General features: G+C 56.6%; 15 protein-coding genes. 8 read left to right on the forward strand and 7 right to left on the reverse strand.

The genetic code is table 11. The annotated features are described in order from the left end of the window. Window positions 1-55: 55 nt before the first annotated feature. Together BUB55_RS02365 and sufB are read right to left on the reverse strand one after the other, a co-directional pair. A complete protein-coding gene (locus tag BUB55_RS02365) occupies window positions 56-1492 on the reverse strand; it encodes an aldehyde dehydrogenase family protein (RefSeq protein ID WP_073187888.1) in 1437 nt (478 codons plus the stop codon). 14 nt (window positions 1493-1506) lie between these two features. Further along, window positions 1507-2922: a Fe-S cluster assembly protein SufB gene (gene sufB / locus BUB55_RS02370; protein WP_073187890.1), complete on the reverse strand. Its 1416-nt coding sequence runs from the start codon at window positions 2920-2922 to the stop codon at window positions 1507-1509. A gap of 169 nt (window positions 2923-3091) precedes the next feature. On the opposite strand from sufB, the gene BUB55_RS02375 reads away from it, so the two are divergent. Then, window positions 3092-4078, forward strand: coding sequence for a histidine phosphatase family protein (locus BUB55_RS02375; RefSeq protein ID WP_143152866.1), 987 nt, complete (start codon window positions 3092-3094; stop codon window positions 4076-4078). Window positions 4079-4094: 16 nt separating this feature from the next. Here BUB55_RS02375 and BUB55_RS02380 read toward each other — a convergent pair whose 3' ends face one another. Continuing rightward, complete coding sequence (locus BUB55_RS02380) at window positions 4095-6641, reverse strand: type IA DNA topoisomerase (RefSeq protein WP_234971767.1); 2547 nt, start codon at window positions 6639-6641, stop codon at window positions 4095-4097. A 231-nt stretch (window positions 6642-6872) separates the two neighbouring features. On the opposite strand from BUB55_RS02380, the gene BUB55_RS02385 reads away from it, so the two are divergent. From BUB55_RS02385 to BUB55_RS02395, 3 genes are all read left to right on the forward strand, one after another. Continuing rightward, entirely contained in the window at window positions 6873-7637 is a 765-nt protein-coding gene (locus BUB55_RS02385; RefSeq protein WP_073187893.1) for an FISUMP domain-containing protein, read from the forward strand. Between the two features lie 159 nt (window positions 7638-7796). Then, window positions 7797-8531 (forward strand): SDR family NAD(P)-dependent oxidoreductase, encoded by a 735-nt coding sequence (locus BUB55_RS02390; RefSeq protein WP_073187894.1) that lies wholly within the window; start codon window positions 7797-7799, stop codon window positions 8529-8531. Window positions 8532-8613: 82 nt separating this feature from the next. Continuing rightward, window positions 8614-9174: a deoxycytidylate deaminase gene (locus tag BUB55_RS02395; protein ID WP_073187990.1), complete on the forward strand. Its 561-nt coding sequence runs from the start codon at window positions 8614-8616 to the stop codon at window positions 9172-9174. Between the two features lie 48 nt (window positions 9175-9222). Here BUB55_RS02395 and tsaE read toward each other — a convergent pair whose 3' ends face one another. After that, window positions 9223-9621, reverse strand: coding sequence for a tRNA (adenosine(37)-N6)-threonylcarbamoyltransferase complex ATPase subunit type 1 TsaE (gene tsaE / locus BUB55_RS02400; RefSeq protein ID WP_073187896.1), 399 nt, complete (start codon window positions 9619-9621; stop codon window positions 9223-9225). 42 nt (window positions 9622-9663) lie between these two features. Beyond that, window positions 9664-10791 carry a carboxynorspermidine decarboxylase gene (gene nspC / locus BUB55_RS02405; RefSeq protein ID WP_073187897.1) on the reverse strand — a complete coding sequence of 376 codons (1128 nt, stop codon included), beginning with the start codon at window positions 10789-10791 and terminating at the stop codon, window positions 9664-9666. Window positions 10792-10994: 203 nt separating this feature from the next. On the opposite strand from nspC, the gene BUB55_RS02410 reads away from it, so the two are divergent. The 4 genes from BUB55_RS02410 to BUB55_RS02425 are packed head-to-tail and all read left to right on the forward strand — an operon-like array spanning window position 10995 to window position 14323. Beyond that, entirely contained in the window at window positions 10995-11666 is a 672-nt protein-coding gene (locus BUB55_RS02410) for a hypothetical protein (RefSeq protein ID WP_143152867.1), read from the forward strand. A 5-nt stretch (window positions 11667-11671) separates the two neighbouring features. Next, entirely contained in the window at window positions 11672-12643 is a 972-nt protein-coding gene (locus tag BUB55_RS02415) for a FecCD family ABC transporter permease (RefSeq protein ID WP_073187900.1), read from the forward strand. Beyond that, complete coding sequence (locus BUB55_RS02420; protein ID WP_143152868.1) at window positions 12636-13370, forward strand: ABC transporter ATP-binding protein; 735 nt, start codon at window positions 12636-12638, stop codon at window positions 13368-13370. Before BUB55_RS02415 ends, BUB55_RS02420 begins: the two co-directional genes overlap by 8 nt. A gap of 47 nt (window positions 13371-13417) precedes the next feature. Further along, entirely contained in the window at window positions 13418-14323 is a 906-nt protein-coding gene (locus BUB55_RS02425) for a TraB/GumN family protein (RefSeq protein ID WP_255369479.1), read from the forward strand. A gap of 3 nt (window positions 14324-14326) precedes the next feature. Here BUB55_RS02425 and BUB55_RS02430 read toward each other — a convergent pair whose 3' ends face one another. After that, the gene (locus tag BUB55_RS02430; protein ID WP_073187905.1) at window positions 14327-15664 is read right to left on the reverse strand and encodes a sigma-54 interaction domain-containing protein; all 1338 of its coding nucleotides are present in this window, start codon (window positions 15662-15664) and stop codon (window positions 14327-14329) included. A gap of 52 nt (window positions 15665-15716) precedes the next feature. Continuing rightward, window positions 15717-16523, reverse strand: coding sequence for a pyrroline-5-carboxylate reductase (proC, locus tag BUB55_RS02435; RefSeq protein WP_073187907.1), 807 nt, complete (start codon window positions 16521-16523; stop codon window positions 15717-15719). Window positions 16524-16533: the final 10 nt, after the last annotated feature.

A 16533-nucleotide genomic window follows, 5' to 3' on the forward strand; every position in this document is an offset into this window, starting at 1 on the left:
CGTGGCTTCGCCACTCAGGATGACACTGTTCAATACAGCATTCGGGATGGCGCTGTTATCCTAGAAGCTTCTTCGCGACCCGCTGGATTTTGGCGCGGAGGCTCTTGTCGCTTGCCTTGTGGTAGGGCGGGTAGAAGAACTGCATGGGGTCGAATGCACCCTGGTGCATCACGTTGCGTTCGTGGCTGAACGTCTTGAATCCGTAAAACCCGTGGTAATTGCCGGTACCGCTCATGCCAACGCCCCCGAAGGGCACGGAGAGGTTCTCGATTTGCAAGATGCAGTGGTTCGTGCAGGTGGAACCCGAGGTGGTTTCGCGCAGCACGCGCTTGATGTCGCGTCGTGACTTCCCGAAGATGTAAAGTGCGAGCGGTTTCGGGCGGGCCTGCACGAACTGGATAGCCTCATCGAGCGAATCATAGGCGACAATCGGGAGGATGGGCCCGAAAATTTCGCTCTGCATTATATCCATTTCGGGCGTGACGCCGGTGAGGACGGTCGCGGGTGTGTATCTGGCGTCCGCGTCGCAGAATTCCGCTCCGCCGATGACGGCTGTTGCGCCTTTTTCAACCGCATCGAGTATCAATGCCTTGTGGCGTTCGACGGCCCTGCTCTCGACGATGTGCACGAAGTTCTCGCAATCCTTGCGGGTATCTTCTGTGCCTCCGTACATCTTCTTTATGTTGTCTGCAACGGCTTCGGCAAGCGGTTGCACGAGTCTGTGCGGGCAAAGCACGTAGTCCGGCGCGATGCAAGTCTGGCCCGCGTTGAGGCTCTTGCCCCAGGCGATTTTCTTGGCGGCATCCGCAACATTCACATCTTCAAGGACGATCGTCGGGGATTTTCCGCCGAGTTCGAGCGTGACGCCGGCATGGACTTTCGCGGCGCATTCCGCGACGTGCGCGCCGACCTTCGGGCTACCCGTAAAGAACACGTGGTCGAATGGGAGGGCGAGCAGTTTGTCGCCGACTTCCGCTCCGGCTCCCAGCACGACGGCGACTTCATCCTGTTCGAAAACGCCTGCGATAAGCGATTCGAGGAATGCGGCGACGTGCGGAGTCTTGTGGCTCGGTTTCGCGATGACGACGTTTCCTGCGGCAATGGCCGCGACTATGGGCGAGACGAACAGCAAAAAGGGATAGTTCCACGGCGCCATGATGAGCACGCGTCCCTTCGGTTCAAAATGACTTATGCTCTTGTTCAAGGGGAAAAGCCAGCTCCATTTGCCGGGCTTGTCCTTCATCCATTTGCGGAGGTGCTTGATGGCGTAGTCGATCTCTTCGAGGGCGGGGAAGACTTCGGTCAGCCAGGCTTCTGTCTTCGGCTTGTGAAAATCGGCCCACACGGCATCGTAGAATTCCTGTTGGCGGTCTACAATCGCCTTACGGAGAGCCTTCAACTTCGCGATGCGTTCTTTTGCGGTCGTGTTCGCGACCGCCCAACGCTGTGAGCCCTGTGCCTCGAAAAGGCTGTTCAATTCTTCGACGTTCATTGCTGCGTAGCCGCTTACCCGACGGAATGTTCGAGCTTGAGCGTCAGCAACTGCCTTGCTTCCGTCGCGAATTCGCCCGGGAGTTCCTTGAACACGTCCTTGCAGAAACCGCCCACCATCGCTTGTATTGCGTCTTCGCGCTTGATACCGCGACTCTCGAAGTAGAAGAGCTGGTCTTCGCTGATGCGGCTGGTCGTCGCTTCGTGTTCCGTGGTGGAACTTGCATTTGCTACCGTGATGTAGGGGAACGTGTGAGCCGCACTCTTTGTGCCCACGAGCATGCTGTCGCACTGGGTGTAGTTCCGGGCGCCAGTGGCGGACTTGCGGATGCTCACTTCGCCGCGGTAAGCGTTGCTCGAGTAGTCGGCGCTAATGCCCTTGCTGATAATCGTGCTCTTGGTGTTCTTGCCGATGTGGATCATCTTGGTGCCGGTGTCTGCCTGCATGTGCCCGTTGGTGAGGGCCACGCTGTAGAATTCACCGACGGAGTTGTCGCCCAGAAGCACGCAGCTCGGGTACTTCCACGTAATCGCGGAACCCGTCTCGACCTGCGTCCAGCTGATGCGGCTGTTCTTGCCGGCACACTTTCCGCGCTTCGTGACGAAATTGTACACGCCGCCGGCGCCCGTTTCGCGGTCGCCCGCGTACCAGTTCTGCACGGTCGAATATTTAATGCTGGCGTTGTCCTTCGCCACAAGTTCCACGATGGCGCTGTGCAACTGCTTGCTGGAATATTCCGGCGCGGTGCAACCTTCCAGGTAGCTCACGCTGGCCCCTTCGTCGGCGATAATCAAAGTGCGTTCGAACTGGCCCGCTTCCTTGTTGTTGATGCGGAAGTAGGTGGAAAGGTCCATCGGACACTTGACTCCAGGCGGGATGTAGACGAAACTCCCGTCGCCAAAGACGGCACTGTTCAAGGCCGCGAAGTAGTTGTCGCCCGCGGGCACGACCGAGCCCAGGTATTCCTCGATGAGCTCGGGGTATTCCTTGATGGCGTCGCTGATGGAGCAGAACAGGATGCCCATCTCCATGAGCTTTCTCTTATGGCTGGTGTAAATGCTCACCGAATCAAAGACTGCGTCCACGGCCACGTTGGCGAGTCGCTTCTGTTCGTCCAGCGGGATGCCCAATTTTTCGAAGGTGGCCAGGAGTTCCGGGTCCACGTCTTCGATTTTTTCGTGGCTCTTCTTGGTCTTCGGGGCGGAGTAGTAGACAATGTCCTGCAAATCGACCGGCGCAAAACTCAGCTCGCCCCAGTTCGGCTGTTCCATGGTTTTGAGCTTTTCATACGCTTTCAGTCGGAAATCGAGCATGAACTGCGGTTCACCGCGGAGCTTGGAAGCCCTGCGGATGATATCTTCGTTCAGGCCTTTCTCAAAAGCCTCGTTCTCGATATCTGTGACAAAACCGTATTTGTAGTTTTCGCTCATATTGACCTTTTACGCGTCAAATATACAAATATTCGGGGTGTACCCGGTCCAATTGGCAGTGTTGGTTAATAAAAATTTTCCCTTGGGGGGTGGTAATGGAACCTTGAAAAATATATCATATATCCAGTAATTTTTTTGAAGTGATTTTTTTTGTCACGGAGGATTTCAAATGAAGAAAATTTTTGCATCGGCCTTGTTTCTTTCAGCAATGGCGTTGGTGGCCTGCGGCGACGATAGTTCTACGGGAACGGAACCTGAACAGCAGGCTCCGGCTTCTTCGGCGGTAGTCTATCCCGACACGAACCTCTCCTCGGAGGCGGCCCTCCCGGCTTCGTCCGACTCGGGTGAGCCTGCCACGCTCTCTAGTGCGACGGTCCCCCCGACTCCCGAATCCTCTGCCGATGCGGGGCAGATTACGCCGGTGCCGTTTGACCTGGCTACCGAAGTCGCCAAGGACCAGCCGTATGTGCTGGCTTCGGCGACGAACACTTTCATTGACATCAAGACGTTCTATCAGGGTCTTGCTGCTGGCGAAAAGCGCATTTTGATCTTGCGTCACGGTCGCCGCAACAAGGACGATTCTGGCCTGGAAGCGCACTTGACCGAAGCCGGTGTGGAAGAGGCCAAGGGCGTGGGCGCGAAGGTCGCGGGAACTGACCCGTTCTTCTACGGATTTTCCGACTACACCCGTGCCAAGGAGTCGGCTACTTACATTGCCGAGGGCCGCGGCGAAACCTTGAGCGAGGCGAACAGCATCAATCTCTCTGCCTTGAACGGTGGCTGGTACGTGAAGGACAGCGAGGCGTACTCCGCCTACGAAACGGAATTTACAAGCAGCAGCGTCGGCGTCAGCTCTTACGAGTACATTGCCGCCTGGGTGTACGAAGACAAGTATGCCGATGCAGTCTACAACCTTGCCGAGAGGAGCGTGGAACTGCTTGTGGACAAGGTGATCCCGAGTGTGCCGGCGGCGTACAACTTTGCCGTGTTCATTTCGCATGACCAGCTCTTGGTGCCGCTTATTGCCTACTGCACCAACAAGACCATGGGCTTCTACGACAGCAACACCTGGCTCCATTACCTGAGCGGCATCGGCATCATCATTGCTGCCGATGGCAGCCGCAAGTACGTGCCGGTGGAGGGCATGGACTGGTAAAAAGGCGGGGTGATCCCTACGGGATGACTTCTACAGTCAGCTTATTGAAGGCGAGTTTTCCGCCTTCGCGAATTTCGAGGGCGGCACGGAACACCGTGCCGTTCTTTTTGAATGGTTCCAGCACGGGCGTGCTCTTGGTCTTGAGGAGCCCTTCCACTTCTTCGTCGCTGAATTCGCGCTGGTAGAACACCTGCGGGATCCCGTAGCGGCATTGCGGGTTCATGCACACGAACGCCGAGAGGTTCTCGCCGTTGGTGCCGGTTCCCTTGCGGAACCGGAGCTGGTCGCCGCAGCAAGGGCAGGGGAGGTCGCGCTTCGGGAACGCCTTCTTGGGGAACTCGAACACGGTTTTGTATTCGTCGTCGAGTTTGACGATGGCGCTGAAAGTCGTGCCCTTTTTGCTCACAAAGCCGTCGAGGACCTGGGTCGCCCGCGTTTCGAGGAGTTGCTTCATTTCGGCGTGGGTGAGCGTGCGTCCGGCAATGGTGTGTCCGAACTTGAGCCCGCAACTCTCGCCGTGGCACACGTAGCCCCACGGGGCGATTTCCAGTGGGGACTTGCATTTGGGGCAGAGAATGGCCTCAGTCACGGTTTCGCGTTCGAACTGCGCCCCGTACTTTTGGTGCAAGTGTTCAAAGAGATCCTTGACGTAGTTCACGATGCCGTCGCGGAATTCGACAGGCTCGAGTTTGCCTTTTTCAACCTGGGAGAGCTTGAATTCCCATTCGCCGGTCATTTCGGGCGACTTGATTTTGTCGTCCACCAGCGAAATGACTTCGCGCCCGCGGGCGGTGCTCACGATGTAGTTCTTTTGCATCTCGATAAAGCCGCGTTTTTTGAGGGTCTCGATGATGCCCGCTTGCGTAGCCGGCGTGCCGAGACCACGTTCTTTCATGGCTTCGGCGAGTTCCTCGTTCTCCACCTGCTTGCCCGCCGTCTTCATGGCGGCAAGGAGAGTGGCCTCGGTGTAGTACTTGGGCTTGCTCTTCTTTTTCTTCTGCAGTTCCACGCTGTCGAAGGGGGAGGTGTCGCCCACGTTCCATTCCGGGAAGGCTTCAACCAGGTTCGTGATTTCGTCGGTGTTGCCGCCTTCTGCATCGGCGCTTGTGGCATCGGCGTTGTCACCGCGTTTGCCCTTGGCCTTCTTCTTCTTCTCTTCCTTGACAATCGCGCGGAACCCCATGTCCTCGTTGCGCTTCAGCTTTAATCTAAACAGGTCTGGATCCTGCTCCTTCGAACCTAACGCGACTAAGGGGCTAAAGCCCCTAGTCTTGTATATCGCGGCTTCGCCGCTCAGGATGACGTCCATCTCGCTCCACACGTAGGGCTTGAGCCAGGCGTGTACAAAGCGTTCGCGGGCGAGGTCGTAAATCTTTTGCTCCATCTCGGGCAGGTTCTGCGGGACTTCGCCTGTGGGGATGATGGCAAAATGGTCCGTCACCTTGCTCGAGTTGATGAAAATGAAGTTCTCGCCCTGCGGGCGCATTAGGGGGCGTTCCTTGTCGCTAGCGAGTCTCGACGCGAGGGCGTATGCCTCCTGTTTCATGGTGTCGGGCAGGTATTGCGAGTCGGTACGCGGGTAGGTGAGTAGCTTCTTTTCGTAGAGGTTCTGCGCGCAGTCCAGAACCTGCTGGGCGCTGAATTTGAACCGTTTGTTGCCTTCTTTTTGCAGTTCTGTGAGGTCGAACGGCTTTTGCGGGAACTGCTTCTTTTGGGCAATCTCTATTTTTGCGATGGTCGCTTTGGCAGGGGGCTTGCAACGCTCCACGACCGCTTTCGCCTCCGCCTCCTTCTCGAACACGGCGACCTTGAGGGCGGCGCTTTTTTCGTCTCCCTTGGCTTTTTCGTCGGGTCGCAACAGCTGCGACTGGAAGTTTTTCCACGTGCCCACGACGCTGTAGTAGTACAGTTCCTTGAACTGCTCCACGATAGTATCGCGCTCTACGACCAGGTTCAAGGTCGGGGTTTGCACGCGCCCAACCGAAATCATCTTCCCGCGGCCCGCTGTGAGCGTGTAGGCACGTGTCGCGTTGAGGCCCACCATCCAGTCGGCGCGCTGGCGGAGTCGTGCGGCATAGCTCAGGTTCACGCGCTGCGTGGCGTCTTCCAGGTTTTTCCACGCCTTGTCCAAATCCTTCGCCACGTAGCTGTTTACCCACAGGCGCTTCACCTGTTTTTTGCGGAAGTCCGGGGTGAAGTCCAGGATCAGGTCGAAAATCAGGTTTCCTTCTCGGCCGGCATCCGCGCCGTTCACCAGCACGTCTGCCTTTTCCATCATGGCGCGCACCACGTTCAACTGCTTTTTGGTGCTCTCGATTTCCATGAGGCGGAACTTTTCGGGCAAAAGTGGCAGGTTCGAAAGCCGCCAGCCTCCCTCGTAACCGGGGTAGGCGTCCAGCGGGGCGAGCGTGATAAGGTGGCCCACGCACCAGGTGATGCAGTGGTTTTTGCCGATAAGGCAACCATCCCCTTGAGTGAATTTTTCACCTTCAATGCGCTCCAGCATTGGTCGGTAATGCTGGTTGGCAACGGATGGTTTTTCGGCGACAAGGAGGATCATCATTCCCAAAGGTAGTAAAAGAGTCGCGACGTGGAAGTGAACGTCAAGAGAACAAAAAATATTGTAAAGTGCGATTTTACAATCTTTTTGCTAAAAATACTGCTATCTTTATTCATGTAAGCGGGAGGACCATGGGTCGATCGCTTGCGAATAAGTCCCTGTCACCCCGGCAGGGACTTCTTTTTTTTCCCGTATTATATACATTTAGTTTGTCTTTTACAAATGGGGGTTACCATGAAGAGTTTAAAGTGGGGAATTGGTTTTATTGCGGTCATGGCGGGTTTCGGCTTGACTGCCTGCGGGAGCGATTCCGGGACATCGTCCAATGGTGAGGGGGCGGGTGGCGATTCTGCCGGAGCATCTTGCCAGGTGTCGATAGTGCCGTGCCCCGATGTGTTGGAGCCGAACACCATTTGCGACGCCCGCGATGGCAAAATTTATAAGACGGTAACCATCGGCACCCAAATTTGGCTCGCCCAGAACCTGGATTATTGTACGTCCGGCTCCTGGTGCTACGACAACAACCAGGCGAACTGCGACAAGTATGGACGACTCTACACCTGGAGCAGCGCCATGGGGCTTTCTTCGAGTTTCAATGCCACGGAGGCAAATCCCGCCATCCCGGCCCAGGGAATTTGCCCTGAGGGATTCCATGTGCCCACCACCGACGAATGGGATGCTCTTGGCGAATTCGCCGCGTCCGCCACGGGGAGCGACAACAACTCCCTTCGCAGCGTGGACTCCTGGACGAGTTCGATGTCTACTCCAGGCTCGGACGACTTCGGTTTCGCTGCCTACGGTTCGGGCCGTTATTACATGAACAACTTTGCGGACCTGGGCTTCAAGGCGTATTTCTGGACATCCGAAGAGGATAACACTCCCGAGCTTGGCGATCCCGTCCGCCATAGCCTCATTCGCTCCCTTTCGGGCATGATCGATGCGATGGGCTTTGGCAACAGCAACAAGGCCGACGGGCTTTCCCTCCGCTGCGTAAAATAGCTTTTTTGACTCATTTCGCCGTATACAGGGGTTTTACGCCTGTATACACTTTTTATGCCTCGGGCTCCCTTTTTGGGGGCTCGATTGTCTATTTTATAAGCACTTCTGCAGGGCTTTGCCCGGGGATTTCAAAAAGCGCATGGCGCAAAGGGATTGAAAATGATTGATGTCAAGGGCAAATGGTGTCTTGTTACGGGTGGGTGCCGCGGAGTCGGCCGCCTTACCGCTATTGAAATGGCGAAACTCGGTGCCAATATTATTTTGCAGGGCCGCGACAAGAGCCATGCCGAAAAGGTGATTGCCGAAATCAAGCCGTTTGGCGTTGAAGTGCGTGCCGTGGGTTGCAACCTTGAGAACGAGGCCGAAATCGATGCCGCCCTCGCCGAGATCGACAGCTGGGGTGTCCAGGTGGACCTCGTGTTCAACAACGCAGGTCTCATGAGCCACTACTTTGCCGATTACACCACCAACACGATGGAAGACTTTCACCAGGCCATGGCGGTGAACTTTTTTGCCCCCATCAAGATTGTGTACCACTTTTTGCCGGGCATGATCAAGCGCGGTTTTGGCCGCATGCAGCTCACCACGAGCGGCATCGCCAACGAACCGGAGCTCTCGGCCTATGCCGCCGCGAAGGCTGCCCTCACCAAGTTCGTGAAGGATTTCGCCTGCAAGCTCAACGGCACCGACGTGATGATGAACGTAATGGACCCGGGTTGGCTCCGCACGGACCTTGGCGGTCCCAACGCCCCCAACGCCCCCGAAAGCGTGATTCCGGGGTCGATGGTCTCTGTGCTGCTTGACGACAAGAAGAGCGGCCGCTGGTTCAGCGCCCAGGAATTCACGGGCATGACTCTCGAAGCCGCCCTCGAAAAGGGCAAAAACGTCGAGTAAAGGACGATTCTCAATAAATTCACCTACATTGGTGTACGGGGCCGGCGAGATTTTCTCGCCGGTTTTTTATATATTTTTTTTTATGAACCACAATTCCACTCGCTCCAAGCTTCGTGACGAAGTCTATACCCAAATGATGTGTGCGCAGGCACGCCTCAGCAAAGACCAAAATACCCAGATGGGCGCCGTGCTCGTAAGTGCCGACGGCCGTGTCATTAGCACGGGCTACAATGGTGCCCCGGCGGGTTTTGATGACGAAACAGTGCCGTACACCCGCGAAAAGCAACTGCTGGCCTACGACCTGCTCGACGCTGACTCCGGCGAGCTTTTGAGCCACCACGAGTTCGAGGCGAACAAGTACCCCTTCATGGTGCATGCCGAAATCAATGCGCTGCACTATGCCCGCGGCAAGGTGCCTCCCGGATCCAAGCTCTATGTAATCGGTTTCCCGTGTGAACGCTGCGCTTTGGATGTGAGCCTTTCTGGCGTGGCCGAAGTGTTTGTGACCAAGGATGATTACGACCCGAAGTCCACTTTGAACAACAGCCGCGATACCGCCTATTACATGTTCGCGCAGGCGGGCATTGTGGTGACGCTTTGCGGCAAGCGCATCCGTCCGGTGGTCTCCAAGACGGCGAAGTAAAGTCCGGATTCTATTTGTAAAAAACCTTGGCTTGTCGCCAAGGCTTTTTTATTCCACCGTAATCTCGCGTTCCGTTTCAGAGAGAATCTGGATGCGGATGGTGTGCGTAATCCCGCTGGTGTCGTCCATGCGTTCGGGCCACTCGATGAGGCTGATGCCTTTCGCCAGGTAGTCCGGGTCCATCCCGACTTCGCCTAGGTCGGCGCCGCCCTCGAGGCGGTAAAGGTCAAAGTGGAAAATGGGCGGGTCGTTTGGGTATTCGTGCAAAATGGTGTAGGTGGGGGAGCATACCGTTCCCGAGAAGCCGAGGCCGGCGCAAATCCCGCGGCTAATGACGGTCTTGCCTGCGCCCAGGTTCCCGTACATAGCGACCATGTCACCCGGCTTTAGTGTGCTGGCGAATTCCTTTGCCCAGTTGTATGTCTCTTCTTCGCTATAAAAAATCATATTCGTCCGCATTTCATTTCACACCTCACACTTCACACCTCATTACAGTTTCTCTTTGAACTGCTCGTAGGTGAACTCGTGCAGCAGGTGGAACTTGCCCTCTTTATCGAACATGCCGATATTCGGGTGGCGCACGCCGTTAAAGAAGGTCGTCTTTACCATGGTGTAGTGAATCATGTCTTCAAAGATAATCTGGTCGCCTGTTTGGAGCGGCTTGTCAAACGAGAAGTCCCCGAGCTGGTCGCCGGCAAGGCAGGTATTTCCGGTTAATTTGTATGTAAATTTCTTGACGCCGGGGAGGTCGGCCCCGGTCACGGCGGGGCGGTATGGCATCTCGAGGCAGTCGGGCATGTGGGCGCTCACGCTCACGTTCAAAATGGCGATGTCCATTTCGTTGTGTACAATGTCGGCGACGTTCGTCACTAGTTCGCCGGTTTGCCAGCCAATGGCTTCGCCCGGTTCCATGATGACCTGCAGGTGCGGGTGGTGCGCCTTGAAGTTGTTCAGCAGTTCCACCAGCTGTTCCCTGTGGTAGTCTTTGCGGGTAATGTGGTGCCCGCCGCCAAAGTTGACCCACTTCATGCGGTCGAGGTATTTGCCAAAGTGTTGTTCAAATGCCGCGAGGACTCCTTCCAGCGCATCGGCGTCCTGCTCGCACAGGGCATGGAAGTGCAGCCCCTCGATGCCGTCCAGCAGTTCGGGTTTGAACTCGGCCTCGGTCACGCCCAGGCGGCTGAACTTGCCGCAGGGGTTGTACAGGTCGGTCTCCACGGTGGAGTATTGCGGGTTCACGCGGATGCCGCAGCTCACGCCCGCCTTGAGGGCGCGGTCCTTGAAGCGGGCCCACTGGCTAAAACTGTTGAAGGTGATGTGGTCGGCAAGGGCTAGTATCTGGTCGATTTCGTCGTCCTCGTAAGCGGGGGCGAACACGTGTACCTCTTTGCCCATTTCCTCCTTGGCGAGCCTGGCTTCGTTCAGGCTGCTGGCTGTCGCCCCCGGCAGGTATTCGCCGATAATGGGGAAACTTCGCCAAAAACTGTACCCCTTGAGGGCGCAAATAATCTTGACTCCGGTCCTTTTTTGGATGTCGGAGAGGATGTCCATGTTCCGGCGAAGGCGGTTTTCGTCCAGAACGTAACAAGGAGTTTTCACTTGCGAGTAATCGAGCATGCCCCAAATATAGCTTATTGCCCATTTTACCCCCTCAAAAGGGGCAATTTATTGTTTTTTTTGCCTTTTAAAAAAAGCTTTAACTAAATTTAGTAGTGATGATTTTGTCTTATTCTAAGTGTATTTTCGCTTCTATTTTATCCCTTGCTTTGGCAGGGGTGTGTTTCGCGCAATCTAATCCGCCTGCCCCCCAGTCAGACGTTGTGGCTCCCCGTGGAGCCTCTACAACTCTCGACGACATGATCCAGGCCAAACTGGACTCGATGGACCGGTCTCATGCCAGCCCCGTCAAGGCGAAGGTCAATTCCGACAGCCTTGCCAAGGCGAAGGCCGACAGCATCCGCCGCATGATCCAGGAGGGCAAGTACGTTAAGCGCGCCAAGTACGACAAGAGCAACTTTGACCACTGGAAGGTTGATACTGTTTTCCAGAAGTCCATGAAGGGCGAGGTCTTTGGTGTGTGGCGTACCCCGATTGTTTCGCACGGCCATGCCTTCCGCGATGCGGAACTCCGCTTTGGCATGAACGACACCCTTTACGGCGTGACCCGCACGTACTCCGATTCCGGCCGTTACCAAATGACCGGCGAGTATACCTACAAGGCCCGCTACCGCTTTGACAACGATTCTTCCCTCGTGACGCGCGAAGTGTTCCGCGACCGCGAAGTGATTCGTTGGGACTACGTGACTTTCCGCATTCGTGGCGATTCCCTTAGGCACAACCTGAAAAAGCTGGAATTCCGCGACCTGAACGATAACTGGCTCAACGCTCTCCAGGGCTTCGAAAACGTGCCGCCGGAAATCTACATCCGCGACAAGGCTGCTTCCGAAGAGATGAACAAAGAGTTCCAGAACTCTAAATCCAAAAAGAAGTAGGTGACATGAACCGCATGGCGGTTTATTTTACCATCCTTGCGACGGCTGTTTTGCTGCTGGTCTTTTTGACGTTGTTGCTTGGACCGGTGGGTCTTTCTTTTGCTGACGTGTGTCGGTCGTTGGCCGAACCTTGGGGCGAGGACGTCGCTCACCGCATTGTGTGGGATTTGAGAATCCCGCGTTTGGTCGCTGCTCTGCTTGCGGGCGGAGCGCTTGCGGTTTCGGGCCTCACCTTGCAGTCGGTGTTCCGCAACCCGCTGTGCGGACCGTTTGTGCTGGGCATTAGCAGCGGTGCGAGCCTGGGTGTGGCGTTGGCGCTGCTCGCAGGTTTTAGCTTTGGTCGTTTTGGCGTGCTTGGCGCGGCTTCGCTCGGGGCGCTCGCAGTGACGGCGGTGGTGATGTGGATCGCCTACCGCTTTAGGCAGAGCGCCGTGCTCTTGGTGGCGGGACTTTTAATTGGCTACTTCATTGACGCCCTGGTGAGCATTTTGATTGCGGGTGCCGAGGCGGAGAGCTTGCGGGTCTACGTGGCTTGGGGCTTGGGCAGTTTTGCTCGCCTGACGCTTGACGATGTTTGGCTTTTTGCACTCGCGGTTTGCGTTGGACTGGTGCTGGTGGTTTGCTCTATGCGTTACCTGAACACGGTCCGCATGGGCGAGGACTTCGCCCGCGGTTTGGGCGTTCGCGTTGAACGGGCACGTGCCATGTCCCTCTTGGGCGCGAGCGTCTTGACGGGTGCTTCGACCGCTTTTTGTGGGCCGGTCGCCTTTATTGGCATTGCGGTGCCGCACCTCGCTTACTTGCTTTTTAAAACCACGAACCATCGCGTTCTTTTGCCTGCATCATTTTTGTGCGGGTCGGTGCTTGCCATGGTGGCTGGGCTGTTCCCGGCGGGCATCCCATTGAACGCGGTCTTGAGCCTTGTTGGCGTTCCTGTTATTTTGTATGTAATTGTGCGCGGAGCGAAGTATGAGTAGGTTGCTTTTGTGCACAGGATTGCTTTTTGGCTATGGGGGGCGCGGTGGTAGGGCCGCCCTGTGTTGTGATACCCCCTGCGATTTCGAAGTGTCCGCAGGTGAGGTCGTCGCCTTGATGGGCGAGAACGGCTGTGGCAAGAGCACCTTGTTAAAGACTTTTGCAGGAACCATCCCGCCCCTCGCAGGCGAGGTCTCGCTTTGTGAAAAGCTTTTGGGACAATGGAGCGCCCAAGAACGCGCTACCCATGTGGCTCTTGTCCGCATGAGCGTCCCTGCGCCCGGTCGCATGACGGTTCGCGAGTTCGTGGGTCTCGGCCGCACGCCGTATTCGGGCGTGTTGGATTCCCGCAACGCCGAAGACGAGATGGTGATTGAAAACGCCTTGCGTCTTTTTACACTTGAAGAATTTGCGAATCGCCCCGTGGCGGAACTCAGCGACGGTGAGCGTAGCCGCGTGTATTTGGCGGAGGCGGTGGCGCAGCAGGTGAAGGTCCTGTTGCTCGACGAGCCTAACGCCTTTTTGGATATCCCGCGGAGTCACGCCCTGTTCCGCATGCTGCGTAGCCTTGCGCTTGAACAGCGTATGGGCATAGTTGTTTCGATGCACTCCATTGAATACGCCGAGAAGTATTGTGACCGTATTGCGGTCATCGATAACCGCCGAGTGCAGGTGGCTCCCGCTGGTGAAGCCCGCGAAAGGGGGTTGTTCGCATGGACCGAAAAATGATTTTGCGTCCCGCCTTTGCCGCCGTTTTTTTTGCGGTGCTCCTCGCGATGATTTTGGTTGCCTGTAGTTCGAGCCCGAGGGCGGAAATTGGACCCGCACCCCAGACAAGTGCTAAACAACATTTTTTTTGGAAGGTCTCTGACAGCAATTCTACGATATATATATTGGGAAGCGTGCATTTTGCCGATTCTTCCTTTTACCCGCTGGACCCCGTCATCGATACCGCTTTTGCGCATGCCGAGGAACTGGCCGTGGAAATCGACATTGGCAACGATTCCGTGAGTAACGAGGTCGCCCAGAAGTCCATGCAGCAGGGCCTGCTCCCTGCGGGCACGACACTCAATCAGATTTTGCCGCGTCCGCTCTGGAATTCCCTCGACAGCATTTGTGCGTCGTGGAACTTCCCCGTGACGGCGTTGATGCCGATGAAACCGTGGTTCGCCGCGACAACGCTCAGCGTGGTCGCCATCCAGCGTGTGGGAATCGACCCGAGCTACGGTGTGGATATGGTGCTGTTGGACCGCGCGGCGGTCGATGGCAAGGCGATTGTGAGCCTGGAGACCGCTGATGAACAGGTGGGGGCGATTGCCGATTCAAGCGAATCGGATTCCGCGGGAATCTATTACCTCAAAACCACTCTCCGTGAAATCTCGGAACTGGACTCCATGGTGACTCGCATGATTCGCGCCTGGAAAACGGGCGACGACGTGCTTTTGCGCCAGGTGATGAACGAGGAGAGCGAAGGCGATTCTCCCGAAGACGAAGCCTTGCGCCAAAAGATGGAAGACAAGGTATACACGAGCCGCAATGGCAAAATGGCGGAATCCATCGCGCAGTTCTTGGCGGAGGACCGCAGTGTGTTTGTGGTGGTGGGGGCTGCGCACTTGGTGCTGGACGATGACAACGTGATTGAACTCTTGCGCAAGCGCGGGTTCAGCGTCGAACGGCTTTAAGCTTTACTTTAATCCCTTGACGTTCACGCCCAGGCGGGTGAGCCGGTTGTAGAGGGCGGTGCGGAGCATGCCGAGACGCTCGGCAGTGAGGCTCACCGAGCCGCCGTTCTCCAGAATTTTTGCTTTGAGGAATTCGCGCTCCTCGTCCAGCTGCTTTTCGCGGAATTCGTCGTAGCTGCTGGTGGCGAAAATCGATGCGTTTGCCATGGTCGTACCGCTTTCGCCTTCGTCCATTTGCAAATCCTCGGCGTTCAAAATACCCGGGTCGGTAAAGCATAGCGTGCGCTGGACGACGTTTTCGAGTTCGCGGATGTTGCCGGGCCAGTTGTACTGCTGCAGCTTTTGCAAGGCGCCTGCCGAGAGTATGTACGGCTCGCCGGCGGGGGCGTACTGGTGTATAAAGTAGTTCGCCAAGTCCTCGATGTCCTCTTTGCGGTCGCGTAGAGGCGAGAGCTGCATGGGGATGACGTTCAAACGGTAGTAGAGATCCTCGCGGAAGCGCTTTTCGCGGATTTCCTCCTTGAGGTCGCGGTTGGTGGCGGCGATGATGCGCACGTCAATGTGGCGCGTCTTGTTGGCGCCAATGGGGCGAATCTCGTGATTCTGGATGACGCGTAGCAGCTTGACTTGGGCGTGGAGCGGCATGTCGCCGATTTCGTCCAGGAAAATGGCGCCGCCGTTCGCATCTTCAAAAAGCCCGATGCGCTCGTTTTGCGCCCCGGTAAACGCGCCACGCGTGTGCCCAAAGAGTTCGCTTTCAAAGAGGTTCTCGGGGATGGCGCTGCAGTTCACGGTCACGAACTTGTCGTATACGCAGGCGATGGCGCGGGCGATGAGGTCCTTGCCGACTCCGGACTCGCCTTGGATTAAAACTGGACCCGTATGCAAAATAGCGCGTTCCACAGTTTTGCGGAGGCGGTTCATGGCCTCGCTTTTGCCCACCAGGTGCGACATCCTTTCGCGGAATATCTGGCGTGCGGCGATGATTTCTTTGAGCCTCGCGAGCTTGCTCATCAGGTGCAACCGCACCGCCTCGACCGAGAGGAAGTTGTCGTAGAGATTGGAGGGGAGGTTCGCGTACTGCTCCGGATTTTGCGCATACACGAGCAGCATGGTGTCGGGGCTTTGCGTGCGGATCTGGGTCAGGTTCGTGGTGATGACGGTAAGGTTGTCTGCCGTAACGGTGAACGAGTCCAGGTCCACAATCACTATTGCTGCGAGGCGGCTCAGGTCGCTATTGAATTCGGCATGGATTTCCACCTGGTAGTCCACCGAAGAAAGCACGTCCAAGATAAACGAGGATGTGTCGGTTTCTTTGGTGAAAAAAACGATCGGCTGCATCGGGTTAATTAGGAATTATGACAATTAGGAATTCGGAATTCCTAATTCATAATTATTTTCCCAGTTCCTTGGAGCGGTTGGTGCCAGCGACTACGGCCTTGATGAGGCTCGAGCGGAAGCCGCCTTCTTCGAGGGCGTCCACGCCGGCGATGGTCGTGCCCGCGGGGGAGCATACCATGGCGCACAGGTCGCTTGGACTCTTGCCCGACTGCTTGACGAGTTCCACGCTGCCTTCGATGGTGCCGAGGGCGAGCTTGAGCGCGACATCGCGGGTGAGGCCAGCCTTCACGCCACCGCGGGTGAGCCCTTCGATGAACTCGAAAACGTAGGCGGGGGCGCTGCCCGAGAGCCCGGTGACGGCGTCCATCAAGGATTCTGACACGCGGCAGGTCACGCCGACCGTGCCGAAGATTGTTTCGGCAGTTGCAAGCGTTTCGTCGTTGACGCCGTCGGTGGCGAGGGCCACCGTGCCCTTGCCCACGGTGAGCGGCAGGTTCGGCATCACGCGGAGCACCTGGTTCTGTTCGCCGAGCACGCTCACGAGGGCGCTGCGGGCGACACCGGCCATGATGCTAATGAAGGTCTTGGGGGCAGTGAGCGCCTTGGCGGCGGCGTTCCATTCGCCAGAGACTTTTTTGAAAATCTGTGGTTTTACGCAGAGGAACGTCACGTCGGCTGCCTTGACGCCCTCGTCAAAGCTTTTTACGCGAACGCAGCCCAGGGCGGTCACGGCAGCCGCTGCGGTGTCGCTCGGGTCAAAGAAAAAGATGGTTTTGGGGTCGGATCCGGCCTGGAGAAGACCGCGGAGGATGGCCCCGCCCATATTGCCTGTACCGGCGAAAAAGATTTTCTTGTTCATTGTACTAGTC

Source organism: Fibrobacter sp. UWP2 (assembly GCF_900141705.1).
In the GTDB taxonomy this organism is placed as follows: Bacteria; Fibrobacterota; Fibrobacteria; order Fibrobacterales; family Fibrobacteraceae; genus Fibrobacter.